Origin of the sequence: Streptococcus saliviloxodontae, from assembly GCF_016908655.1 — a bacterium.
Classification (GTDB): domain Bacteria; phylum Bacillota; class Bacilli; order Lactobacillales; family Streptococcaceae; genus Streptococcus; species Streptococcus saliviloxodontae.
The window spans coordinates 1-23712 of the sequence record NZ_JAFBEI010000020.1; the positions used below are offsets into that span (position 1 = coordinate 1).

21 protein-coding genes and 1 tRNA gene are annotated in these 23712 nt (G+C 41.4%); 16 read left to right on the forward strand and 6 right to left on the reverse strand.

Features of this window, described 5'->3' with window-relative positions; translation table 11 throughout:
- Positions 1 to 133 precede the first annotated feature (133 nt).
- The 5 genes from JOC31_RS05455 to JOC31_RS05475 all read right to left on the reverse strand — a co-directional run bounded on the left by JOC31_RS05455 (position 134) and on the right by JOC31_RS05475 (position 5445).
- Positions 134 to 1279, reverse strand: a complete 1146-nt coding sequence (locus JOC31_RS05455) for a low temperature requirement protein A (protein ID WP_205017153.1) — start codon at positions 1277 to 1279, stop codon at positions 134 to 136.
- Between the two features lie 88 nt (positions 1280 to 1367).
- Positions 1368 to 2456 carry a YncE family protein gene (locus JOC31_RS05460; RefSeq protein ID WP_205017154.1) on the reverse strand — a complete coding sequence of 363 codons (1089 nt, stop codon included), beginning with the start codon at positions 2454 to 2456 and terminating at the stop codon, positions 1368 to 1370.
- 117 nt (positions 2457 to 2573) lie between these two features.
- Positions 2574 to 3470, reverse strand: a complete 897-nt coding sequence (locus tag JOC31_RS05465) for a DNA glycosylase family protein (RefSeq protein WP_205017155.1) — start codon at positions 3468 to 3470, stop codon at positions 2574 to 2576.
- Positions 3471 to 3671: 201 nt separating this feature from the next.
- Positions 3672 to 5027, reverse strand: coding sequence for an MFS transporter (locus JOC31_RS05470; protein ID WP_205017156.1), 1356 nt, complete (start codon positions 5025 to 5027; stop codon positions 3672 to 3674).
- Complete coding sequence (locus JOC31_RS05475; protein ID WP_205017157.1) at positions 5017 to 5445, reverse strand: MarR family winged helix-turn-helix transcriptional regulator; 429 nt, start codon at positions 5443 to 5445, stop codon at positions 5017 to 5019. Before JOC31_RS05475 ends, JOC31_RS05470 begins: the two co-directional genes overlap by 11 nt.
- 560 nt (positions 5446 to 6005) lie before the next feature.
- Here JOC31_RS05475 and JOC31_RS05480 point away from each other — a divergent pair.
- The 12 genes from JOC31_RS05480 (at position 6006) to JOC31_RS05535 (ending at position 18584) form a co-directional block, all read left to right on the forward strand.
- A complete protein-coding gene (locus JOC31_RS05480) occupies positions 6006 to 7463 on the forward strand; it encodes an aminotransferase class I/II-fold pyridoxal phosphate-dependent enzyme (protein WP_205017158.1) in 1458 nt (485 codons plus the stop codon).
- The gene (speE, locus tag JOC31_RS05485) at positions 7463 to 8323 is read left to right on the forward strand and encodes a polyamine aminopropyltransferase (protein ID WP_205017159.1); all 861 of its coding nucleotides are present in this window, start codon (positions 7463 to 7465) and stop codon (positions 8321 to 8323) included. The genes JOC31_RS05480 and speE overlap by 1 nt, the downstream gene beginning before the upstream one ends.
- Positions 8320 to 9579 (forward strand): saccharopine dehydrogenase family protein, encoded by a 1260-nt coding sequence (locus JOC31_RS05490; protein WP_205017160.1) that lies wholly within the window; start codon positions 8320 to 8322, stop codon positions 9577 to 9579. Before speE ends, JOC31_RS05490 begins: the two co-directional genes overlap by 4 nt.
- A complete protein-coding gene (nspC, locus tag JOC31_RS05495; RefSeq protein WP_205017161.1) occupies positions 9579 to 10706 on the forward strand; it encodes a carboxynorspermidine decarboxylase in 1128 nt (375 codons plus the stop codon). Before JOC31_RS05490 ends, nspC begins: the two co-directional genes overlap by 1 nt.
- Positions 10703 to 11788, forward strand: a complete 1086-nt coding sequence (gene aguA, locus JOC31_RS05500) for an agmatine deiminase (protein ID WP_205017162.1) — start codon at positions 10703 to 10705, stop codon at positions 11786 to 11788. Before nspC ends, aguA begins: the two co-directional genes overlap by 4 nt.
- Positions 11789 to 11796: 8 nt before the next feature.
- Positions 11797 to 12672, forward strand: a complete 876-nt coding sequence (gene aguB / locus JOC31_RS05505; RefSeq protein WP_205017163.1) for an N-carbamoylputrescine amidase — start codon at positions 11797 to 11799, stop codon at positions 12670 to 12672.
- Between the two features lie 75 nt (positions 12673 to 12747).
- Complete coding sequence (locus tag JOC31_RS05510) at positions 12748 to 13092, forward strand: DUF6568 family protein (RefSeq protein ID WP_205017164.1); 345 nt, start codon at positions 12748 to 12750, stop codon at positions 13090 to 13092.
- Positions 13093 to 13226: 134 nt separating this feature from the next.
- Positions 13227 to 13595 carry a preprotein translocase subunit YajC gene (gene yajC / locus JOC31_RS05515; protein ID WP_205017189.1) on the forward strand — a complete coding sequence of 123 codons (369 nt, stop codon included), beginning with the start codon at positions 13227 to 13229 and terminating at the stop codon, positions 13593 to 13595.
- A 246-nt stretch (positions 13596 to 13841) separates the two neighbouring features.
- Positions 13842 to 14597 (forward strand): isoprenyl transferase, encoded by a 756-nt coding sequence (locus JOC31_RS05520; protein WP_205017165.1) that lies wholly within the window; start codon positions 13842 to 13844, stop codon positions 14595 to 14597.
- A gap of 11 nt (positions 14598 to 14608) precedes the next feature.
- Positions 14609 to 15403 (forward strand): phosphatidate cytidylyltransferase, encoded by a 795-nt coding sequence (locus tag JOC31_RS05525; RefSeq protein WP_205017190.1) that lies wholly within the window; start codon positions 14609 to 14611, stop codon positions 15401 to 15403.
- Positions 15404 to 15412: 9 nt separating this feature from the next.
- Positions 15413 to 16678 carry an RIP metalloprotease RseP gene (gene rseP / locus JOC31_RS05530; RefSeq protein WP_205017166.1) on the forward strand — a complete coding sequence of 422 codons (1266 nt, stop codon included), beginning with the start codon at positions 15413 to 15415 and terminating at the stop codon, positions 16676 to 16678.
- 46 nt (positions 16679 to 16724) lie between these two features.
- On the forward strand, positions 16725 to 18584 hold the full coding sequence (locus tag JOC31_RS05535) for a proline--tRNA ligase (protein ID WP_205017167.1): 1860 nt from the start codon (positions 16725 to 16727) through the stop codon (positions 18582 to 18584).
- Between the two features lie 107 nt (positions 18585 to 18691).
- Here JOC31_RS05535 and JOC31_RS05540 read toward each other — a convergent pair.
- A tRNA-Cys gene (locus tag JOC31_RS05540) sits at positions 18692 to 18762 on the reverse strand.
- 213 nt (positions 18763 to 18975) lie between these two features.
- Here JOC31_RS05540 and ahpC point away from each other — a divergent pair.
- From ahpC to tsf, 4 genes are all read left to right on the forward strand, one after another.
- The gene (gene ahpC, locus JOC31_RS05545) at positions 18976 to 19536 is read left to right on the forward strand and encodes an alkyl hydroperoxide reductase subunit C (protein ID WP_205017168.1); all 561 of its coding nucleotides are present in this window, start codon (positions 18976 to 18978) and stop codon (positions 19534 to 19536) included.
- A 27-nt stretch (positions 19537 to 19563) separates the two neighbouring features.
- Positions 19564 to 21096 (forward strand): alkyl hydroperoxide reductase subunit F, encoded by a 1533-nt coding sequence (ahpF, locus tag JOC31_RS05550; RefSeq protein WP_205017169.1) that lies wholly within the window; start codon positions 19564 to 19566, stop codon positions 21094 to 21096.
- A gap of 327 nt (positions 21097 to 21423) precedes the next feature.
- Positions 21424 to 22191 (forward strand): 30S ribosomal protein S2, encoded by a 768-nt coding sequence (gene rpsB / locus JOC31_RS05555; RefSeq protein WP_205017170.1) that lies wholly within the window; start codon positions 21424 to 21426, stop codon positions 22189 to 22191.
- 112 nt (positions 22192 to 22303) lie between these two features.
- Positions 22304 to 23344, forward strand: coding sequence for a translation elongation factor Ts (gene tsf, locus JOC31_RS05560; protein WP_205017171.1), 1041 nt, complete (start codon positions 22304 to 22306; stop codon positions 23342 to 23344).
- Positions 23345 to 23712: the final 368 nt, after the last annotated feature.

A 23712-nucleotide genomic window follows, 5' to 3' on the forward strand; every position in this document is an offset into this window, starting at 1 on the left:
GCTCGTATATTGTTAATTTATCTTCATACGTTAATTTCATCAAAAAACACCCCATTCGTTAGATTTTGTGTCTAACTTTTGGGGTGCAGTTCACTTTTGGGATGCTGTTATCAGTTATGATTGGATGTGATAATCAAATAAGATGAATGTCGTGAGGATCTTTAGATAGTCGATGTTGCTTGAGATAGAAGCGGATAAAGGTCAACCAAATGAAGAAGATAACGACAGTGGTAATATAAACAACGAGGTGGTTAGAAGAGGCAAAAATAAGGCTTGCGACCAGTCCAACGGCAAAAAGCGTAGCTGTCTGTAGGAGGTAATCTTTTGTCCATTGATAAGCTGGTTTGTTGTAGCTGCCGTTTAGGAGCACAGCTATTAAAAAGAGGAATAGACCTGAATACAGGAAGCTGACAGCAAAGAGATGGTTAACTTCGTGTTCGGATAAGAAAGTCATAGAGACCGTCATCATCAGTAAGCCTGTAAAAATCAAGTAGTGGCTATAAATAAGCCTCATTCCAAGTGTTTCCTTAGACTCGTCAAGGGCATGATCGAATTCTCCAAAGTAAAAGATGAAAAGAGAAACGACCATGATAAGGTAGCAGACTGAATTGATGCTGATAGTTTCTGGCGTGAAGAAGTTAGCCACTCCCATAATCATTTCTCCGAAAGTAATGATGACCAAAAGAGAGATACGTTCGACCAAGTGAGGAAAATTAATGGGGACTCGGTTCATTGACTTGCTGAAAAAGAGCGGCATGACAAATGAGATAGCTATCGTAGCAAAATAAACCCAGATGGCGATATCATAAGGTAAAAGAGTACTTAGAAAAACGCCACCAGATCGTGTTCCTAGGATATAAAAGAATCCCTTGATCATCTCCTTGTCCTCAGGTTTGGTTGACTGTCTATACTGTACGACATATTGTAGGAGAAGGCTCAGTGATAGTATGCCCAGTACCCAAGCAAAGAAGTAAAAGTTACTTTGCCAATTTAGAGTAAACATATTAGACAAGAGCATGAGTAACCCCATGTCTACAAACATGGTTAGCATATTAAAGAGGGAGTTTTTGCCGTAGCGGTTGGTAAACATTGTCTGCAACATCCAAGTGTTAACCAGTACAATGAGGCAGGTCACAAAAGTGATAAATGCTAAGGGACTTAAAACACCATCATGTAAATGGTGGATGAGACCTGTTGTCTTAGAAATCGCATAAACAAAGACCAAGTCATAGAAGAGTTCGGTGAACTCAACTCGCTTGTGGTGAATGAGAGATGTCATGTAAAAATCAATCCTTTCAAGTAATCACGGTTCATTATAGCATATTTGCTATGAAGTGGGGCAGGCTATTGTTCTGGTAAGTCCCCTCCTAATGGTGATAGAGGTCTTCAATTTTGATTTTGATAACCCTATCCATGTGGAGGATGCCTTTCTTTTGGCGATATAGATGGGAGGCAGATTCAAAGAGTAGGTAGACCTTATCTTGGTGTCCGATAATTTGTTCAAGGTAAGGTGGCAAGGTCATGCTCGTAATGGCATCTCCCTTGTCTAGATCAAACTTAGGATCGTCTAGTTTGTTATCAAAAATAAGGAGTTTGGAATTTTTAGAGCCATAAGACTGCGAAAGCAAAATCTTATCTTCATAGAAGCTGATGCCTTGAATTTTATTATAGGTCAACCATGTTTTAGAAGGGTTGACAGCCCCATTACTGGTATCTGATGCCTGCAGAAAACCTTGATTATCCATAGGAAAGGCAGCCAAGGTTCCATTGCTATTTTGATCGAAATAACCGACATAGAGGGTTCCCTTGTGGTAGGTTAGGTAAGACGTTAAGCGAACACCATTCAAATCAGTAGAGGCATCAAAGGGTAAGAAGGTCTTACTTTTATTGAGGTCATAGTTTTCAATGCTAGAGAGGTTCAGGGCTTCGATCTGAGCATCGCCTTCTTTATCGACGGTTGCGACCCAGAGACGATGGTTTGCATCATCGTAGGTCAAGGCTCCGACGTGATCGATATCATCAAGGGCGATGGTTTTAAGGTATTTGCCTGTTTTTTTATCCAATAACCAAAGGACAGAGTTGTATTTTTTGCTTTTACTGTAGGCAGAGATGAGGATGTATTTATCTTCGATGATGGCCATCCCCTGAGGGTCCATGTCAGTGGCGATTCCACCCTGACCAGCCTTCTTTCCGGAGTGGATGATAGCTTGTGTTTTTTCTAATCCAGGGATAACATAGGTTTCTTTTTCGTCGCCCTTATCCAAGTGCGAAGCCACCTGAGGATAGGCTGATTGCAATCGTTTCAGAAAGTCTTTTTCAGTATAACTGGCAGGATTGGTGTTGGTGCCATTGACAAGTGTCTGAGGAATGTTGCTAGGTCTAGTAGCAAATAGATAGCCTCCTACGGCTATCCCAGCAAGTGCCACGATGGATCCTAGTAAACGTTTCTTTGTCATGTTAATCTCCTTAAAGTATGTGGTTATGATACTATTATAAATGACAGTTACCAGATGCCACAATAAATTGGCCTTGGGACTTAGAAATATGGAAAACAGGAAAGACTAGGGATAACCTTAGTGAATCCTTGTCAGATAGTCATAAATCCTCAAATAGTGAATCCAAAGCCCAGCATAGTTGCCGTAGTGGGCTTCCAAATTCTCTCTAGAGGCAGTTGGGCCATAGTATTTGGTGAAGGTATCACGATTGGCTTTTTCGGACCAGGGAACCTTGCTAAAGTTGGCCCCAGAACGCACAATAGCAAACTCAGCTGTCCAATCCCCGATACCGTAACAGTCTTTTAAAAAACGATATTGATGATCATAATCATCGCTAAAAAAGTCTGTTTGGCGTTGACACATGGCTTGGATAAAACTTTGGATGTAAGTCACTTTTTTCTCTATACCGATAGTCGTCATCCAGTCTTCATGGGAGATAGCAACCAGTTGCTGTAGGGAGGGAAAACCGATAAAGTCTAAATCCTTAATGTGTAGATGATGAGAAGCCAGTTCCATGACTGAGTGCTTTTGTTTTCGAGCTAGAGGCATAGGCGTTCGTTGAGAAATCAGAGCCCATAGGACAGTCTCTTCTAGAGATGAAAAAGAGACAGGATGATAGCCGTTCAAATAAGACAGGACAGGCTCCATGACAGGATCATTTGCCATAAGATTATAAAATATATCTAGGTCCATATCCAGACTAAAGCGACGATAGACAGCTGTTTTTAAGAGCTTTATCTGTTCTTGTGTGAGTTCTTTTTCGCTTAAGAAACGTAGACGTAGGAGGGAGTTCTCTTCTTCGAGGGGTTTGAGTGAGATGATTACCAGTTGGTCATCTAGATTATACCCATAGACAAGGCTTCCGTTAATCTTTCGAAAGCTATCTTGTGTAGGGTAGAACATTTGGGTGACCTCTAGCATGATGTCAAAGTTAAAGGGGGATTTGGGAGAAATGATCTCTTCAAATTGGTACATGATGAAGCTCCTTTCTGGTGTTGAGCTTGTTTTGGGGTCTGAAAATAGTGAAAAGAGTTTGGGACAAAAGTAGTCTCAAACTCTTTTCATGTGATTTATGTGGAGATAAGAGCGATACAGTCTATCCTCAGGTTATTTCAGGTCATAGCTAGGAATGGCAATTTGCTAATCTCAAATTAGAGTTACTAATCTGTCCAAGGACTAGTCAGCTTTAAAATGGCTAAACATGATTTTAAAGAAGAGGAAGTTAGCAAGGACCAGTGCCAGGAGCATGAAGAAGACGTACTGGCTACCTTGTGTGATATTGCCAGCACTATCAACGATGATGGCTGAAAGAGCGGTTCCAAGAGCACCTGCGAATTGTTGAACCATCTGGAAGATAGCAGTGATGTCTGCTGACTTGTCGCGCGGCACTTCTTTCATGACGGCAGCCATGGTATTGTTGAAAGCCATATTTCGTCCAATGGTAAAGACGATGTAGATGATGATAATTGGTAAGAGGTTAAGGCTTGATGTGAAGAAACTCAAGCCAATTAAAGCTAATGCGAAGATGGCATTTCCTGCATAGAGTGATAGTTTGGGACCGCGGTCATCGTAGAGTTTTCCAAAGAAAGGCTCGGTCAAGGTACCAATCAAGGTTCCAGGAAGAAGGGAGAAACCGGCTAGAGAAGAGCCAACCCCCAAAGCTATGGTTAAAAAGTTTGGAATGACAAAGTTTGTTGATAAGTTTGAAAATTGATAGATGGCAAATGGCAATAGACCAAATAAAACGAGTGGATCAGCCAAGAGTTTGATGTCCAAGAAAGGTTGTTCTTCTTTAGAACTGCGCCAGATAAAGGCTATCAGAGATAGAACGAAAATAATCACGTAGGTCCAGTTTAATTGCCCAGCTTCCAAGCTTGAAATCGCTAGAATGATATTTGAAAGAGAGAGGGCAAGTAAGATAAAATCAAGCCAATTGAAGGGACGTTTTTCTTGAGAAAGAGGACTATTTTCAATAAAGCTAGCTCCGATTAAAAAAGCTAGAAGTGCGATTGGCAGGATAGCGATAAAAATCCATTGCCAGTCCAAGTGCGCAATCATAAAGCCGCCATAGGTCGGACCAAAAGCTGGTGCCAAGCCCATAATGAGGCCGCCCATTCCCATATAAAATCCCATTTTTTGATGAGGAATACGCTCAGCAATGATGTTAAACATCAATGGCATCGAAATCCCCGTCCCTATCCCTTGAAGGACACGCCCTGCAATCATAATACCGAAATGATTGCTAGAAATAGCCAGTAAACTACCTGCAATGAAAAAGGCGACAGACGTGAAGAAAAGGTGACGTTCTTTATAGTTTTGTTTGAGTGTGGCACTGGTCGTAATGGTCACGGCGACGGCCAAGAGGTAGGTTGTTGTTATCCATTGAAGGGTTCCTAGCTCCAGGTGGAAGACTGAGCTGAGTTGTGAAAATGTCACATTCATAGAGGTTTCAGACAAGATTCCGCAGAAAGCTAGTAGAGCGGTGGCAATAATGGCTCCAATTGTTTTTTTGGAAGTTGTTTCAGATGACATCTTTAATCTCCTTTTGAGTGATTTCAGTTAATATTTTTTGAAAAATACGGCGTTCTTCTTCTGAGAACCGCTGTGTAAAGTTTCGTTCTTGTTCTCTAAAAAAATCTTGGCAGCTTAGAGCGATTTCGGATCCCTTACTTGTTAGGAGGATAGAGCGCTGTCTAGCATCGTGGCTGGAAATGTGGCGACTGATGAGCCCCTTTTTTTCCATGCCTTGCAAAATGCCTGTGGCTGTCGAGCGTTGGATATGAAATTCTTGCTCGATATCACGTTGTAAGTAAGTCTCCTCAGTTGCTTGAAAAATAAAGTCTAAAATAGACATCTGTGTTCCAGTGAGTCCAAAAACCTTGGCGAATTGGTCTAATTCTCTAGCTAGTTGAAGGTTGGCTCGCTTGATTAAACGTCCTGTTTCTCTCATAAAAGTACCTATTTGCTATATTTGTTAGGAAGCTAACGAATATAAGTATAAATCTAAAAACAACTAAAGTCAATAAGATTTTTTCAGCTATGGTATTGGAAAAAGAGATTTCCGAGTGACAAAATGAGAAAAATATGTAAATCTTTACAATAGTTTGAAAATATGATATAGTTAATGTGCTTAGAAGAATTCGTGAGATGTTTCTAGCAAATATAGACCCAATTTTATGCCAACGGACAGGTGGGTCGAATGCCGAAGCGGGAGAAGTGACCAACTTTTTCCCATTATTGATAGGGTTAAAAGCCTACATTTTATAAGTTGATTTCAGTGGTCAAGGGACTTACTGAATGCGTTATTATTAGTGTGGTCAAGCACACGTCATCTTGTGAAACGGTCAATAAAGTACGTATGTATTTGCACTTGAGAGTAGGAAACATCTGGCACCAGACACTCAGATAGAAAAATATAAAAAACGTCGATAAAAAGGCTATGGAGCAGGTGAAAACCTGCTCTTTTTGTTTTCAGAGATGAGCTCATTCTAATTAGAAAAGGAGTGTATCTTGAAAAACTTAGATCAACACCGAGCTCCCATTTATGAGGGTTTGGAGAAGTTGCGAAAAAAAAGGGTAGTCCCTTTTGATGTCCCAGGTCACAAGAGAGGGAGGGGAAATCCTGAACTTGTCGATCTTTTGGGTGAAAAATGTGTCGGTATCGATGTGAATTCGATGAAGCCTTTGGATAATTTAGGGCATCCGATTTCTATCATACGGGAGGCTGAAGAGTTGGCTGCTGCTGCTTTTGGGGCATCCCATGCCTTTTTAATGATTGGAGGGACAACCTCATCAGTTCAGACCATGATTCTGGCCACTTGTAAGGCAGGGGACAAGATTATTTTGCCAAGAAACGTTCACAAAAGTGTTATCAATGCCTTGGTTCTTTGTGGAGCAGTCCCTATCTATGTTCAGATGAGTGTTCAAGAGCCGATTGGTATTGCACTTGGCTTAGAAAATGATCGTGTCGCCCAAGCAATGGCAGAGCATCCAGATGCAGTGGCTATATTGGTGAATAATCCCACTTATTATGGGATTTGTTCAGATCTAAAATCTCTTGTTGACATGGCTCATGCTGCCAAGATGAAAGTTTTGGTCGATGAAGCCCACGGTACCCACCTCACTTTCTCAGATCAGCTACCCTTGTCAGCCATGCAGGCAGGGGCTGATATGGCTGCGGTTTCTATGCACAAGTCAGGAGGGAGTTTGACCCAAAGTTCTTTACTTCTTACTGGTGAGGCTATGAATCCTGAGTATGTGCGACAAATTATCAATCTGACTCAATCGACGAGTGCTTCTTATCTTTTGTTGTCTAGTTTAGATATTTCACGTCGTAACCTGGCTCTAAGAGGTAAAGAATCCTTTGAGAAGGTCATTGAGATGGCAGAGTATGCTCGCCGTGAAATCAATGCAATCGGGGGCTACTATGCCTTTTCAAAGGAATTGATTGATGGTCAAAAGGTCTATGACTTTGATGTGACTAAGCTAGCGATTTATACACAGGGTATCGGTCTGACAGGGATTGAGGTTTACGATCTCCTGCGTGATGAATACGATATTCAAATCGAGTTTGGAGACATCGGAAATATCTTGGCCTATATCTCTATCGGGGATCGTCTTCAAGATATTGAGCGACTAGTCGGTGCTTTAGCTGATATTAAGCGGCTCTACGCGCGTGATGGGAAGGATCTTCTTTCTGGTGAGTATATTCAACCTGAGGTTGCCTTATCTCCTCAAAAAGCTTTTTATGCTCAGCGTGAGAGCCTTCCTCTACAAGAGACCGTTGGGCGTATTTGTGGTGAGTTTGTCATGTGCTATCCACCAGGAATCCCTCTGCTGGCACCAGGTGAGCGAATTACCAAAGCCTTGGTTGACGATATTATTTTTGCGAAAGAGAGGGGCTGTTCCTTACAGGGAACGGAAGACCCTACGGTTAGTGTGATCAATGTCATTAAGGAGGACAGCTAATGGAAATGTGGTTTTCAGAGGTTCATACACCAGATGTGAAATTATCCATTCGAACCACTCGTCAGCTCTACTCAGGACGAAGTGATTTTCAAGATATTGCTGTCTTGGAGACACAAGGTTTTGGGAAAGTCTTGACCTTGAATGGCAAGATTTTATTTTCAGATGCTGATGACTTTGTTTACAACGAGATGGTTGTACATGTTCCCATGGCAGTCCACCCTAATCCTAAACGTGTCTTGATTTTAGGAGGGGGAGATGGGGGTGTCGCCCACACTTTGATTCAATATCCAGAAGTTGAACAGATTGATATCGTAGAGCCTGATGAGGTTTTGGTTGATGTTTGTCGTCACTATTTCCCAGAGTATCTAGCTGGTTTGGATGATGAACGTGTGACGATTTACAATCAGGACGGTCTGCGTTTTTTACGCAGTATTGAAGAGGAATATGACCTCATTATCAATGATGCAACAGATCCATTTGGGCATACAGAAGGGCTCTTTACTAAAGAGTTTTATGGAAATGCCTATCGAGCGCTCAAAGAGGATGGCATCATGGTTTATCAGCACGGCAGTCCTTTCTTTGATGAGGATGAGTCAGCCTGTCGCAGTATGCACCGCAAGGCTTATCAGTCTTTTCCGATTAGTCGTGTCTATCAGGCGCATATTCCAACAGGAGCTTCTGGTTATCGATTGTTTGGCTTTGCGTCAAAAAAATACCATCCGATTGCCGATTTTAATCCAGAACGCTGGAAGGAGCGCCAATTAGTAACGGAGTATTACACTGCTAATTTACATGTGGGAGCCTTTATGCTACCTAAGTATGTCGAAGTGATTTTAGAAGAGGAGGAAGACAAAAAATGAGTCGTTTATTAGTTATTGGATGTGGGGGCGTTGCCCAAGTTGCTATTTCAAAAATTTGTCAAGATAGCGGGACTTTTAAAGAGGTAATGATTGCTAGTCGTACCAAGTCAAAATGTGATGACTTGAAAGCAAAGTTAGACGGAAAAACAGCGACTAAGATTGAAACAGCTACCCTTGATGCAGACAAGGTTGAGGAAGTCATTGCCTTGATTGAGAGCTACAAACCAAAAGCAGTGCTCAATGTGGCTTTGCCTTATCAAGATTTGACCATCATGGATGCTTGTTTGGCAACAGGAGTTGATTATATCGACACCGCTAACTATGAGGCTGAGGATACCGAAGACCCTGAATGGCGTTCAATTTATGAAAAACGTTGTCAGGAGTTGGGTTTTACAGCTTACTTTGATTACTCCTGGCAATGGGCTTATCAGGAAAAATTTAAGGAAGCAGGTCTGACTGCCCTTCTAGGTTCTGGTTTTGATCCAGGTGTAACCAGTGTCTTTTCAGCTTACGCTCTCAAACACTATTTTGACGAGATCCACTACATTGATATTTTAGACTGTAATGGTGGTGATCATGGTTATCCTTTTGCTACTAACTTTAACCCTGAAATCAATCTACGTGAAGTGTCTGCTCCAGGTTCTTATTGGGAAGATGGCAAGTGGGTAGAAGTAGAAGCGATGTCTATCAAGCGCGAGTACGATTTCCCAGAAGTCGGTCAAAAGGATATGTACCTGCTTCACCACGAAGAAATTGAGTCTTTAGCAAAGCACATTCCAGGTGTGAAACGTATTCGTTTCTTCATGACCTTTGGGCAATCGTATCTGACTCATATGAAGTGTTTGGAAAATGTCGGTCTCTTGCGGACAGATACTATCGCATTTAATGGTCAAGAAATTGTTCCGATTCAGTTCTTAAAAGCTCTTTTACCAGATCCAGCTTCTTTGGGGCCTCGTACCGTTGGTAAGACCAACATCGGCTGTATCTTTACAGGTGTGAAAGATGGTGTTGAAAAGACAATCTACATCTATAATGTTTGTGATCACCAAGACTGCTATGCAGAAGTAGGTTCACAAGCTATTTCTTACACGACAGGGGTCCCAGCTATGATTGGAACCAAGTTGGTCATGGATGGCACATGGAAAAAAGCAGGTGTCTTCAACTTAGAGGAATTGGATCCAGATCCATTTATGGATGCTCTAAATCAATACGGTTTACCTTGGGTTGTGGTTGAAAATCCACAAGTGGTGAACTAATGAGATTAGAAGAAATTCCAACACCTGCCTATGTCATTGACCAAGGCAAACTGCGACAAAATTTAGAGATCTTAGCAGGTGTTCAAAAAGCGGCTGGTTGCAAGGTGCTTCTAGCTCAAAAAGCCTATTCTCTTTACAAGACTTACCCTTTGATTAGTCAGTACTTGTCAGGCACTACAGCAAGTGGTCTTTATGAGGCAAGATTGGGACGTGAGGAGTTTGATGGAGAAGTTCACGTGTTTGCACCAGCTTTCAAAGACAGTGAGATTGATGCTGTTTTAGCAACCTGTGACCATATCGTTTTTAATTCGGAACGTCAGCTACGCCATCATGTCGACAAAAGCAGGGCAGCAGGAGTCAGTATCGGTCTGCGTATCAATCCTGAGTGCTCCACTCAAGGAGAACACGCCCTCTATGATCCTTGTGCCTACGGTTCACGCTTTGGGGTGACTGCTGAACAATTTAATCCAAATCTCTTGGATCTTATCGATGGTTTGCACTTTCACACCCTTTGTGAGCAAAATGCTGATGACCTTGTGACTACCTTGAAAGCGGTAGAAACTTCGTTTGGTCAGTATTTACACCAGATGAAGTGGCTAAATATGGGAGGGGGGCATCATATTACCCGTGAGGATTATGACCTTGACCTACTTATCTCTGAAATCAAACGTATCAAAGCAACCTATCAGGTTGAGGTCTATATCGAACCTGGTGAAGCCGTCGCCTTAAACGCAGGCTATCTAGCAACCCAAGTTCTCGATATTGTGGAAAATGGGATTGAAACCCTAGTGCTTGATACTTCAGCAACTTGTCATATGCCTGATGTGCTTGAGATGCCTTATCGTCCTCCTCTTCGTCAGGGATTTGATGCAGGGGAAAAAGCCTTTACTTACCGTTTATCGTCGAATACTTGTCTAACAGGAGATGTTATTGGGGATTACTCTTTTGAGCAGCCAGTGCTTATCGGAGACAGGCTCTATTTTGAGGATATGGCAATCTATTCCTTTGTTAAGAATAATACTTTCAATGGAATCGGGCTTCCTAGTCTTTATCTTATGGACGAGGCTGGGGATTGTCATCTAATCAAGGCTTTTGGTTACGAGGATTTCAAAGGGAGACTATCATGATAAAAACGCCAAAAGAATTGGGGTTTCGTATGCCTGCAGAATGGGAGTCTCACGAAGCCTGTTTGATGGTATGGCCAACCAGACCAGGTTCCTGGCCCTTTGGTGCCAAGGCAGGACAAAAAGCCTTTGTGGAGGTTATTTCAGCGATTGCAAAAAGTGAAAGAGTCTACCTACTCGTCACTCACGAACACCACGGGGAAGCGAAAGCTGCCTTAGGAGATTTGGTCACTTATCTAGCGATTCCAACTAACGATGCTTGGGCTCGAGATACAGGACCAACTGTTTTAGTTAATGATCAAGGTAACCGTTTAGCAGTTGATTGGTCCTTTAATGCTTGGGGTGGTCAGGTAGATGGTCTTTATGCCGATTATGCAGATGACGATCGTGTGGCGAGTCGTTTTGCAGAAGTTTTGGATTTACCGGTCTATGATGCTCATCCGTTTGTATTAGAGGGTGGAGCCATTCATAGTGATGGCGAGGGGACTCTTTTAGTGACTGAGTCTTGTTTACTCAGTGCAGGCCGCAATCCTCAGTTTAGCAAGGAAGAAATTGAACAAAGGCTTTTAGATTACCTAGGTGCGGACAAGGTTATTTGGTTGCCCTACGGCATTTACCAAGATGAAACCAACGAGCATGTGGACAATGTTGCAGCTTTTGTCAGACCAGGAGAGCTTGTCTTAGCTTGGACAGATAACCCTAACGACCCGCAATACGTCATGTCATCCGCTAACCTTGCCTATCTGGAGAAAGAAAGAGATGCTAAGGGACGTCCTTTTAAGGTACACAAGCTCTTGGTTCCTCAAAAGATACAGTGTGTTGAGGAGGAGGATCTGCCTGGTTATGTCTATGAGGATGGTGAGGAAGAACGTTATGCTGGTGAGCGATTGGCAGCTAGTTATGTTAACTATTACCTTTCAAATGGAGCGGTGGTTGTTCCTCAATTTGATGATCCTCATGACAGCTTGGCAGTGGAGCTATTGAGTGAACTCTATCCTGAGCGTGAAGTAATTGGTATTTCAGCCAGAGATATTTTATTAGGTGGGGGTAATATTCACTGCATTACCCAGCAGATTCCGAGATAGGAGAACAGATGAGAAATGTTACAGTAGCCGCTATCCAAATGCAGTGTGCTCAGGATGTGGAAACCAATTTACAAACCGCAGAACGTTTGGTCAGAGAAGGGGCTTTGAGAGGGGCTCAGCTTATCCTTTTGCCCGAGCTGTTTGAAAGACCTTACTTTTGTCAGGAACGCCAATACGATTATTATCAATATGCCCAGTCGGTAGAGGACAATTTCGCGATTCAACATTTTAAACCAATAGCTGCTGAATTACAGGTTGTACTCCCTATTAGTTTTTATGAAAAGGATGGCAATGTACTTTACAATTCAGTAGCCGTTATTGATGCAGATGGTGAGATTCTAGGAGTTTATCGTAAGACCCATATTCCTGACGATCATTACTATCAGGAAAAGTTTTATTTTACACCGGGAAATACAGGATTTAAAGTGTGGGAAACACGCTATGGTAAGATCGGTATCGGTATTTGTTGGGATCAATGGTTTCCTGAGACAGCACGCAGTCTAGCCCTAAAAGGGGCAGAAGTGATTCTTTATCCGACGGCCATTGGCTCTGAACCGATTTTAGATACGGATAGTTGTGGGCATTGGCAGCGAACCATGCAAGGGCATGCGGCTGCTAATATTATTCCTGTCATTGCAGCTAATCGCATCGGATTGGAAGAAGTGATGCCTTGTCTTGAAAATGGTAACCAAAGTTCTAGTTTACGTTTTTATGGCTCTTCGTTTATGACGGATGAAACCGGCGAGATACAGGCCTTGGCAGGACGAGACCAGCAGGAAATTTTGTTGACTACCTATGATTTGGACAAGGGTGCCCGTGAACGTTTGGATTGGGGACTGTTTAGAGATCGTCGACCGGAGATGTATCAAGAACTCAGTCGATGATATCGTAGTAGAAAATTGTATTTTTAAGCTCTTTTCGATATGATAGGGCTATCAAAAGCAAAGCGAGGATTTTTTATGTCATCATTTGAACAAGCTGTGAGTCACTTTACAGCCATTACAGTAGCTGAAGCGCGTGAGCGTATTGCATCAGAAAGCAAATTCATTCTTTTTATTGGACGCCCATCTTGTCCGTATTGTCAACGTTTTGCACCAAAATTAGCAAATGTTGCTCAGGCTACAGGCGCAAAGATTGCCTATATTAACAGTGAAGATGCTAGTCAAATCGAAGATATTCAAGCATTCCGTAGCCGTTATGGCATTGCGACTGTACCAGGTCTCTTTGTTGCTGAAAATGGCTCAGCTAAAGTTGTCTGTGATTCATCCCTACCAGAAGAAGACATTACAGATTTTATCAGCTAAGATGAAACTCTAAGGTTAGCCCTCGGAGTTTTTTACGTCTCGAGACTGATTTTCCTATCAAGCAATGGTCTAACCTTGCGATATAATAGGCTTTCTGCTATAGTAGATGGTAACTTAATTTTTTGGAGGAAGAAATAATGCCAACAATGCTCATTCTTATTATCTTTGTTGCTGGAATGATGTTTTTCACACAACGCAATCAAAAAAAAAAAGCTAATGAACGTCAAAATCAATTAAACTCACTTGCAAAGGGTGATGAAATTGTGACAATCGGTGGCTTGTATGGATTGATTGATGAAGTCGATGTGGATAACAAAAAAATGACTTTGGATGTTGATGGTGTCTTTTTGACATTTGAATTGTCAGCACTTAAACGTGTGGTTGCCAAAGCAACAGTTCAAACAGAAGTAGTTAGTGATGTAGCTTCTGAAACTAGCGATGTGACAGAAAAAATTATTGAGGAGTCTTCTGAAGTTGTTACTGACGAACAAACAGAAGGCTAAGAAAACTTTTAAAGAGGGTTGGGACAAAAGTCCTAGCCTCTTTTATTTTTTCAGTTAACGATGACAAGACGGAGTTGGAAAAACTCTATCAGTTTTAAATGATAACTTGCTGGCAAAATCAAATTCCTGTTTTTACTATCACACATTCTTTTTGATGGGCTTGTTTGAGATATGCGCATTAAATTATCAACCAAAAGCAACAATTTGTGGTAAAATAGCAGTAGTACGCTTTTTAAAAGGATAGCTATGTTTACATTTTTTAAATCACAAAAACAAAAAGAAGTTCACTTGGATCAAGTTCCAAAGCATATTGGAATTATTATGGATGGAAATGGTCGTTGGGCTAAAAAACGCATGCAGCCTCGTGTGATGGGGCATAAAGCCGGGATGGATGCTCTTCAGCGAGTGACGATTGAAGCTTCTAACCTTGGTGTCAAGGTATTAACCGTCTATGCTTTTTCGACGGAAAATTGGTCTCGTCCAGAAGATGAGGTTGCTTTTATCATGAATCTACCTGTTGAGTTTTTTGATAAGTATGTTCCAGAATTGCATAAAAACAATGTGCGTGTGCAGATGATTGGAGATAGTTCTCGTCTGCCAAAGGATACCATCGATGCTATGACGCGAGCGCTCGAAACGACAAAGCACAATTCAGGTTTGGTGCTGAACTTTGCTCTGAACTATGGTGGGCGAGCAGAGATTACTGAAGCCATGAAGGCTATAGCACAGGATGTTCTTGATGCTAAGATCAATCCAGGAGATATTACTGAAGACTTGATTTCGAATCATTTGATGACTAATCATCTTCCTTACCTCTATCGTGATCCAGACCTTGTTATTCGCACAAGTGGTGAACTACGTACCAGCAATTTCTTGCCTTGGCAGATTGCTTATAGCGAATTGTACTTCACTGATAAAATGTGGCCTGATTTTGATGAATTGGCTTTGAAAGAAGCAATCGCAGAGTTTAATCAGCGTCATCGTCGTTTTGGTGGTGTTTAGAAAGGGTTATGATGAGAGAACGTGTTATTTGGGGAGCGATTGCCTTAGCAATTTTTATCCCCTTCTTATTGATTGGAGGGCTACCTTTCCAACTCTTGGTTGGTTTTTTGGCCATGGTTGCAGTATCTGAAATGCTACGTATGAAAGGGTTAGAATTCTTTTCTTTTGAAGGCGTTTTAGCCATGTTAAGTGCTTTTGTTCTAGTTATACCGGTTCAAAATTACTTTACCTTTTTACCTATTGACGGCAGTTTGACTAGCTTTGGGCTGTTGACTTTTCTTTTATTTGCAGGAACTGTGATTTCCAGTGATAGTTATTCCATTGAAGATGCAGCTTATCCTGTTTTAGCTAGCTTTTATGTTGGCTTTGGTTTCCAAAATTTGGTCAATGCTCGTATTGATGGCTTGGATAAAGTTTTGCTAGCACTCTTTGTAGTATGGGCGACAGATACGGGTGCTTACCTAATTGGACGTCAGTTTGGACGTCGTAAACTTTTGCCTGCGGTATCACCAAATAAAACCATTGAAGGAAGCTTAGGAGGAATCCTCTGTGCAGTAGTTGTTGCCTTTGTCTTTATGCTCATCGACAAGTCTGTCTATGCTCCTCACCATTTTCTAGTGATGCTTCTCCTTGTTATTTTATTTAGTGTTTTTGCTCAGTTTGGTGACTTGGTAGAGAGTGCTATTAAACGTCATTTTGGAGTGAAAGACTCAGGAAAAATCATTCCAGGACACGGTGGTATCTTGGATCGCTTCGACTCCATGATCTTTGTCTTTCCAATTATGCACTTCTTTGGTTTGTTCTAAGGAGTCTATATGTTAGGTATTTTGACTTTTATTATTATTTTTGGGATTTTAGTAGTTGTCCATGAATTTGGGCATTTCTATTTTGCCAAAAAATCAGGTATTTTAGTGCGTGAGTTTGCCATTGGTATGGGACCCAAGATTTTTGCTCATATCGGTGCTGACGGTACAGCTTATACCATTCGATTACTTCCTCTGGGTGGCTATGTTCGAATGGCTGGTTGGGGAGATGACGAGACTGAAATCAAGACAGGAAGTCCTGCTAGCTTGACTTTGAATAAAGAAGGTCTAGTGACTCGTATCAATCTGTCTCAGAAACAAGTAGATGCGACTAGCCTTCCTATGAATGTGACAGCCTATGATTTGGAAGACAAGTTGACCATTACTGGTCTTGTCCTTGATGAGACCAAGACTTATTCTGTTGACCACGATGCAACAATTGTCGAAGAAGACGGTACAGAGGTCCGTATAGCTCCCTTAGATGTTCAATATCAGAATGCTTCGGTTTGGGGAAGACTAATCACAAACTTTGCAGGACCGTTGAACAACTTTATTCTAGGGGTTGTCGTTTTTATCACTTTGATGTTTGTGCAAGGTGGGGCCCCTAATCCAGATAGTAATACCATTCGTGTTACAGATGGTGGAGCGATGCAACAAGCCGGTGTTGTCTCTGGTGATCGTCTGTTGGCTGTCTCAGGGGTAAAAGTGACCAACTGGGAAGATATTGTCACGGCAGTCGATAAAGCAACCAAGAATCTGACGACAAACGAAACCATCGATGTGACAATCAAATCATTCAAGAACAATGAGACCAAGACGGTCCAAGTATCACCGAAAAAATCACAAGGACGTTTTGTGATTGGTGTAGAAACTGGTTTGAAAACAGGTTTTTGGGATAAAATTCAAGGAGGTCTCCAATACTCTTGGAGTGGTGCCTTACTTATCTTAACAGCGTTGAAAAATCTGATTGCAAGCTTCTCTCTTGATAAGCTAGGTGGTCCTGTTGCCATGTACCAAATGTCAAGTCAAGCAGCGGCACAAGGTTTGCCAACAGTGCTCAGGTTAATGGCGATGCTATCTATCAATCTAGGGATTTTTAACCTCATTCCGATTCCAGCCTTGGATGGTGGTAAGATTGTGATTAATATCATCGAAGCGATTCGTCGCAAACCACTTAAGCAAGAAACAGAAACTTATATTACAATGGCAGGTGTTCTCGTGATGGTAGTCTTAATGATTGCGGTCACTTGGAACGATATCATGCGTGCCTTTTTCTAAAGAAAACTAGAAAGGAAAAAGAGTCTAAGCCACTCTTTCTATCATTATGAAACAATCTAAAATGTTAATTCCAACACTTCGCGAAATGCCAAGTGATGCTCAGGTTATCAGCCATGCCCTTATGATGCGTGCCGGTTATGTTCGCCAAGTTTCAGCAGGTATCTATGCTTACTTGCCACTTGCTAACCGTACTATTGAAAAATTCAAAGAAATCATGCGTCAAGAGTTTGACAAAATTGGTGCCGTTGAAATGCTAGCACCGGCTCTTTTGACAGCTGACCTCTGGCGTGAATCTGGTCGTTACGAAACATACGGCGAAGACCTTTACAAGCTCAAAAACCGTGATAAGTCTGACTTTATCTTGGGCCCAACTCACGAGGAAACCTTTACTATGTTGGTGCGTGATGCGGTCAAATCATACAAACAATTACCGCTCAGCCTTTACCAAATCCAATCAAAATACCGTGATGAAAAACGTCCTCGTAATGGACTTCTTCGTACACGTGAGTTCATCATGAAAGATGCTTACAGTTTCCACACGGATTACGACGATTTGGACGTGACTTACGAAGATTATCGTAAGGCTTACGAGGCTATCTTTACGCGTGCTGGTCTTGATTTCAAAGGCATTATCGGTGACGGTGGAGCTATGGGAGGAAAAGACTCTCAAGAGTTTATGGCAATCACACCAGACCGTACAGACCTTGACCGTTGGTTGGTTCTTGATAAATCAATTGCTTCAGTGGATGAAATTCCAGCTGAAACCTTGGAAGAAATTAAGAAAGAATTGACCTCATGGTTGGTATCAGGTGAAGATACCATTGCCTACTCAAGTGAGTCAAGCTATGCAGCCAACCTTGAGATGGCAACTAACGAGTACAAACCATCGACAAAAGTAGTTGCCCAAGAAGAAATTACTAAAGTTGAAACACCTGATTGTAAATCAATCGACGATGTGGCAGCTTTCTTGAAGGTTGACGAAAGTCAAACCATCAAAACCTTGCTATTTATTGCTGACAATGAGCCCGTTGTAGCACTTCTTGTCGGAAATGACCAAGTCAACGACGTTAAACTCAAAAACTTCTTGGCAGCTGACTTCCTTGAGCCTGCAACAGAAGAAGACGCTCTTACAGTCTTTGGAGCTAACTTTGGCTCACTAGGTCCAGTTAATCTTCCAGAAAATGTTCGCATTATTGCTGACCGTAAGGTGGCTGATGTCGCTAACGCTGTTGTCGGTGCCAACGAAGATGGCTTCCATTTGACAGGCGTTAACCCAGAACGTGACTTCAAAGCAGAATATGTGGATATTCGTGAAGTTAAAGAGGGTGAAGTGTCACCAGACGGTCAAGGTGTCCTCAAGTTTGCTCGCGGTATCGAGATTGGACACATCTTTAAACTAGGGACACGCTATTCAGACAGTATGGGAGCTAACATTTTAGATGAAAATGGTCGCTCAGTTCCTATGGTCATGGGATGTTATGGTATCGGTGTCAGCCGTATCTTGTCTGCTGTTATTGAGCAACATGCTCGTATCTTTGTTAACAAGACACCAAAAGGTGACTTCCGTTACGCATGGGGGATCAATTTCCCTAAAGAATTGGCACCTTACGATGTTCACCTGATTACAGTCAATGTCAAAGATGACGTTTCACAAGCTCTTACTGAGCAAATCGAAGCTAGCCTTGTCGCTAAAGGCTATGATGTCTTGACTGATGATCGTAATGAACGTGTTGGTTCAAAATTCTCAGACAGTGACCTTATCGGACTTCCAATCCGTGTGACAGTTGGTAAGAAAGCAGCTGATGGTATCGTCGAAGTGAAAATCAAAGCAACAGGTGATACGATCGAGGTCAACGCAGAAAACCTCATTGAAACACTTGATATCTTGACAAAAGAAACAAACTAATAATTGGTAGATTTCAAAGTCTAACAAAAGACCAGCTGGGATTCCAGCTGGTCTTTTAGTACACTGAATATAAAAAAGCACTCCAAGGAGTGCAGGGTGTCTTATCAAGGCGGTAGACGGATTTGAACCGACGATCAAGCTTTTGCAGAGCCGTGCCTTACCACTTGGCTATACCGCCATAACAAATATTATTCTATCGTAAAATAGTGTGTTCGTCAAGAGGTATCTTTTAGTGATTTTGATAAAAGCAGTTACAAGAAGTAAGAATCATCTCGTTAGTTCTACAGAAATGAGAGCTAAGTTAGTAAGTTCGGAAAAGTAAGCGCATTAATTGAAAAATGTCTATCTATTCATTATAATGAGGGTAATTAGATAGAAGGAGGACAAAATCATGTCTCTAGTTGGAAAAGAAATAGCTGCATTTACAGCTCAAGCCTATCATAATGGTGAGTTTATCACTGTAACAGACCAAGATGTCAAAGGAAAATGGGCAATTTTTTGTTTTTACCCTGCTGACTTTTCATTTGTCTGCCCAACGGAATTAGGTGATTTGCAAGAGCAATACGCTACTTTGAAATCGTTGGGAGTCGAAGTTTATTCGGTTTCGACAGACACACACTTTGTTCATAAAGCATGGCACGATGACTCAGATGTTGTTGGAACAATTACCTACACCATGATTGGTGATCCTTCACATGCTATCTCACAAGCTTTTGAGGTACTTGGAGAAGACGGTCTTGCACAGCGAGGTACTTTTATCATTGATCCTGATGGTATTATTCAAGCTGTGGAGATTAACGCAGATGGTATTGGACGTGATGCAAGTACTCTGATTGATAAAGTCCGTGCAGCACAATATGTTCGTCAACATCCAGGTGAAGTTTGTCCAGCTAAATGGAAAGAAGGAGCTGAAACATTGACACCTAGCTTGGACCTTGTTGGTAAAATTTAAAGCTAGTTATAAGTAAGGAGGGTTGCTATGGTATTAAATGAAGACATCAAGCAACAATTGGAGCAGTACCTAACGCTTCTTGAGTCTGATATTGTTTTGAAAGCAGATCTAGGTGAGGGAGAAGACTCTCAAAAAGTGAAAGCATTTCTTGATGAAATAGCTGCAATGTCAGATCGTATCAGCGTTTCAGAAACTTCTCTTAAAAGACAACCTAGCTTTCTGATTAGCCAAAAAGATAAGGATTACGGCATAGAATTTTCAGGCTTGCCGTTGGGACATGAGTTTACATCCTTTATCTTAGCCTTGCTACAAGTATCTGGGCGAGCACCGAAGGTTGACCAAGAAGTGATTGACCGTATTAAGAAAATTGATAAACCTCTACATTTTGAAACTTATGTGAGTTTAACCTGTCATAACTGTCCTGATGTTGTTCAAGCTCTGAATATCATGTCGGTCTTAAATGACCAGATTTCACATACCATGATCGAGGGAGGAATGTTCCAGGCTGAGGTCACTTCTAAAGGCATTATGTCAGTTCCCGCAGTCTTTTTGAATGGTGAAGAATTCTCTTCAGGACGCGCCAGCATTGAGCAATTACTTGAAAAAATTGAAGGCCCTTTGTCAGAAGATGCCTTCGCTGATAAAGGTCTCTACGATGTTTTGATTGTAGGTGGAGGCCCTGCAGGCAATAGCGCAGCTATTTACGCTGCCCGAAAAGGTTTGAAAACAGGACTTCTGGCTGAAACTTTTGGCGGTCAGGTAATGGAGACTGTCGGTATTGAAAATATGATTGGGACGCTCTACACAGAAGGTCCACAGCTAATGGCTCAAGTTGAGTCACATACCAAGTCTTATAATGTTGATATTATTAAAGCACAGTTGGCGACAGCTATAGAGAAAAAAGAGACTATCGAAGTTAGCCTAGCCAATGGTGCAGTTCTAAAAGCGAAGACAGTTATTTTAGCATTAGGAGCTAAATGGCGTAATATTAACGTCCCTGGCGAAGAGACCTTCCGTAATAAAGGGGTAACTTATTGCCCTCACTGTGACGGTCCTCTTTTTGAAGGTAAGGATGTCGCTGTTATTGGTGGGGGGAACTCTGGATTAGAGGCAGCTCTTGATTTGGCTGGTATTGCGAAACAGGTTTACGTTTTAGAATTTTTACCAGAGTTCAAAGCTGATAAGGTCTTACAAGAACGTGCCCTATCTACAGCTAATGTGACTCTTCTCTCAAATGTTGCTACTGAGGATATTATTGGAGGAGACCATGTTGAAGGACTTCATTACACTGATCGTCAAACAGGTGAGACGCACTATCTTGATTTAGAGGGTGTTTTTGTTCAGATTGGTTTGGTGCCAAATACGGCTTGGTTAAAAGAGAGCGGTATTGCTTTGAATGAACGTGGTGAGATTCAAGTTGATAAGCATGGTATGACTTCAGTTCCTGGTATTTTTGCAGCAGGAGATTGTACAGATGCTGCTTATAAGCAAATTATTATTTCCATGGGTTCTGGTGCAACTGCAGCTATTGGTGCATTTGATTATCTTATTAGAAATTAAGCAATTGTTGGATTATTTTTGAAACTACTTACGCTATTTTGTTTCGAATAATCATTTAAAGGAAGCTGGGACAAACGTCTTTAGCTCCTTTTTAGCATCTCATTTCCGAGATACTCTGCTAGCTTTAATTAATCTAGTAGCTCACATCTCTTTTACTAGGAAAGGCTTTAAAAAGCTTGATTTTACTATTTTTTTCTGATAAAATAGTAGAGTCGTGTTAGCGACAAATACTCATTTTAGATGAATTGTCTGCCTGTTGCCGTAAAGGTCGGTGGGCAAGCTGAAGTCTGAGAGAGGTAAAAAACATTTTAAAAGGAGAAACTACTCATGGCAGTAATTTCAATGAAACAACTTCTTGAGGCTGGTGTTCACTTTGGTCACCAAACTCGTCGCTGGAACCCTAAGATGGCTAAATACATCTTCACAGAGCGTAACGGTATCCACGTTATTGACTTGCAACAAACTGTAAAATTGGCTGACCAAGCTTACGATTTCGTTCGTGATGCAGCAGCTAACGATGCAGTTATCCTTTTCGTAGGTACTAAAAAACAAGCTGCTGACGCTGTTAAAGAAGAAGCAGAACGTGCAGGTCAATACTACATCAACCATCGTTGGTTGGGTGGAACTCTTACAAACTGGGGTACAATCCAAAAACGTATCGCTCGTTTGAAAGAAATTAAACGTATGGAAGAAGAAGGAACTTTTGAAGTTCTTCCTAAGAAAGAAGTTGCTCTTCTTAACAAACAACGTGCTCGTCTTGAAAAATTCTTGGGCGGTATCGAAGATATGCCACGTATTCCAGACGTAATGTACATTGTTGACCCACATAAAGAACAAATCGCTGTTAAAGAAGCTAAAAAACTTGGTATTCCAGTTGTAGCGATGGTTGACACAAACGCAGATCCAGATGATATCGATGTTATCATCCCAGCTAACGATGACGCTATCCGCGCTGTTAAATTGATCACTGCTAAATTGGCTGACGCTGTTATCGAAGGTCGCCAAGGTGAAGATGCAGATGTTGATTTTGCATCAGAAGCACAAGCAGATTCAATCGAAGAAATCGTTGAAGTTGTAGAAGGATCAAACGAATAAGATTGACCTTACCAATCTCATAGAATGAGGCAGGGCAGTTGTTCTGCTCGGTCTCATTTTTATTTTAGAAGCACAAGAAACAGGTTTTCCTGTAGCATAAAGGAGAAATAAAATGGCAGAAATTACTGCAAAACTCGTTAAAGAATTGCGTGAAAAATCAGGTGCCGGCGTTATGGACGCTAAAAAAGCCTTGGTAGAAACTGAAGGTGATATCGAAAAAGCAATCGAATTGCTTCGTGAAAAAGGTATGGCTAAAGCAGCTAAAAAAGCTGACCGTGTTGCCGCTGAAGGTTTGACAGGTGTTTATGTTGATGGTAACGTTGCAGCTGTTGTTGAAGTAAATGCTGAAACTGACTTCGTTGCTAAAAACGCTCAATTCGTTGAATTGGTCAACGAAACTGCTAAGGCAATCGCTGAGCAAAAACCAGCTAACAACGAAGAAGCTCTTAAAGTAACACTTTCTTCAGGTGAAACTCTTGAGGAAGCTTATGTTAACGCTACAGCTACTATCGGTGAAAAAATCTCATTCCGTCGTTTCGCGCTTGTTGAAAAAACTGATGAACAACACTTTGGAGCTTACCAACATAACGGTGGACGTATCGGTGTTATCTCAGTTATCGAAGGTGGCGATGATGCCCTTGCAAAACAAGTTTCAATGCACATCGCAGCGATGAAACCAACAGTACTTTCATACACTGAACTTGATGAACAATTTATTAAAGATGAATTGGCTCAATTGAATCACGCTATTGAACAAGATAACGAATCACGTGCTATGGTTAATAAACCAGCTCTTCCATTCCTTAAATTTGGTTCTAAAGCACAATTGTCAGCAGATGTTATTGCACAAGCAGAAGAAGACATCAAAGCTGAGCTTGCAGCAGAAGGTAAACCAGAAAAAATCTGGGATAAAATCATCCCAGGAAAAATGGACCGCTTCTTGCTTGACAACACTAAAGTTGACCAAGCTTACACACTTCTTGCTCAAGTTTATATCATGGATGACAGCAAAACAGTTGAAGCTTACCTTGACTCAGTAAACGCTAAAGCAATTGAATTTGCACGTTTTGAAGTTGGTGAAGGTATCGAAAAAGCAGCTAACGACTTCGAATCAGAAGTTGCAGCTACAATGGCAGCAGCCCTTAACAACTAAGAGTTAAAAGAAAAAAGATCACGTTAGTGGTCTTTTTTCTTGCCTTTGCAGTTCTAGAATGTGGATAAGTATCTTGTATAGAGATTTTATCGTGTAACGTTATCCTCATTTTCTTGGAGATGTGGATAAAACTTGTGGATAATCTCTTTAAGATGTGAATAAGTGTCCTAACAGATAGGATACCTGAGAAGACTTATCCCCAAATAAAGAGTGTGGCAAGGGAGATTAAACATGAGAAAAATGCTATCAGTCGTTTATGTAGCTATGTTTTAGCCATCTGAGAACTTCGGATTTTTATATAGTTTTTAGACTCTACACGAAGAAACAACATAAATCCGATATAAAAAGGTTGGACAAGGCCCAACCTT

Bases quoted from the DNA above. Each gene is read 5' to 3' on its own strand.
- JOC31_RS05455 (WP_205017153.1), bottom strand. From the start codon at position 1,279: ATGACATCTCTCATTCACCACAAGCGAGTTGAGTTCACCGAACTCTTC.
- JOC31_RS05460 (WP_205017154.1), bottom strand. From the start codon at position 2,456: ATGACAAAGAAACGTTTACTAGGATCCATCGTGGCACTTGCTGGGATA.
- JOC31_RS05465 (WP_205017155.1), bottom strand. From the start codon at position 3,470: ATGTACCAATTTGAAGAGATCATTTCTCCCAAATCCCCCTTTAACTTT.
- JOC31_RS05470 (WP_205017156.1), bottom strand. From the start codon at position 5,027: ATGTCATCTGAAACAACTTCCAAAAAAACAATTGGAGCCATTATTGCC.
- JOC31_RS05475 (WP_205017157.1), bottom strand. From the start codon at position 5,445: ATGAGAGAAACAGGACGTTTAATCAAGCGAGCCAACCTTCAACTAGCT.
- speE (WP_205017159.1), top strand. From the start codon at position 7,463: ATGGAAATGTGGTTTTCAGAGGTTCATACACCAGATGTGAAATTATCC.
- JOC31_RS05490 (WP_205017160.1), top strand. From the start codon at position 8,320: ATGAGTCGTTTATTAGTTATTGGATGTGGGGGCGTTGCCCAAGTTGCT.
- nspC (WP_205017161.1), top strand. From the start codon at position 9,579: ATGAGATTAGAAGAAATTCCAACACCTGCCTATGTCATTGACCAAGGC.
- aguA (WP_205017162.1), top strand. From the start codon at position 10,703: ATGATAAAAACGCCAAAAGAATTGGGGTTTCGTATGCCTGCAGAATGG.
- aguB (WP_205017163.1), top strand. From the start codon at position 11,797: ATGAGAAATGTTACAGTAGCCGCTATCCAAATGCAGTGTGCTCAGGAT.
- JOC31_RS05510 (WP_205017164.1), top strand. From the start codon at position 12,748: ATGTCATCATTTGAACAAGCTGTGAGTCACTTTACAGCCATTACAGTA.
- JOC31_RS05520 (WP_205017165.1), top strand. From the start codon at position 13,842: ATGTTTACATTTTTTAAATCACAAAAACAAAAAGAAGTTCACTTGGAT.
- JOC31_RS05525 (WP_205017190.1), top strand. From the start codon at position 14,609: ATGAGAGAACGTGTTATTTGGGGAGCGATTGCCTTAGCAATTTTTATC.
- rseP (WP_205017166.1), top strand. From the start codon at position 15,413: ATGTTAGGTATTTTGACTTTTATTATTATTTTTGGGATTTTAGTAGTT.
- JOC31_RS05535 (WP_205017167.1), top strand. From the start codon at position 16,725: ATGAAACAATCTAAAATGTTAATTCCAACACTTCGCGAAATGCCAAGT.
- ahpC (WP_205017168.1), top strand. From the start codon at position 18,976: ATGTCTCTAGTTGGAAAAGAAATAGCTGCATTTACAGCTCAAGCCTAT.
- ahpF (WP_205017169.1), top strand. From the start codon at position 19,564: ATGGTATTAAATGAAGACATCAAGCAACAATTGGAGCAGTACCTAACG.
- rpsB (WP_205017170.1), top strand. From the start codon at position 21,424: ATGGCAGTAATTTCAATGAAACAACTTCTTGAGGCTGGTGTTCACTTT.
- tsf (WP_205017171.1), top strand. From the start codon at position 22,304: ATGGCAGAAATTACTGCAAAACTCGTTAAAGAATTGCGTGAAAAATCA.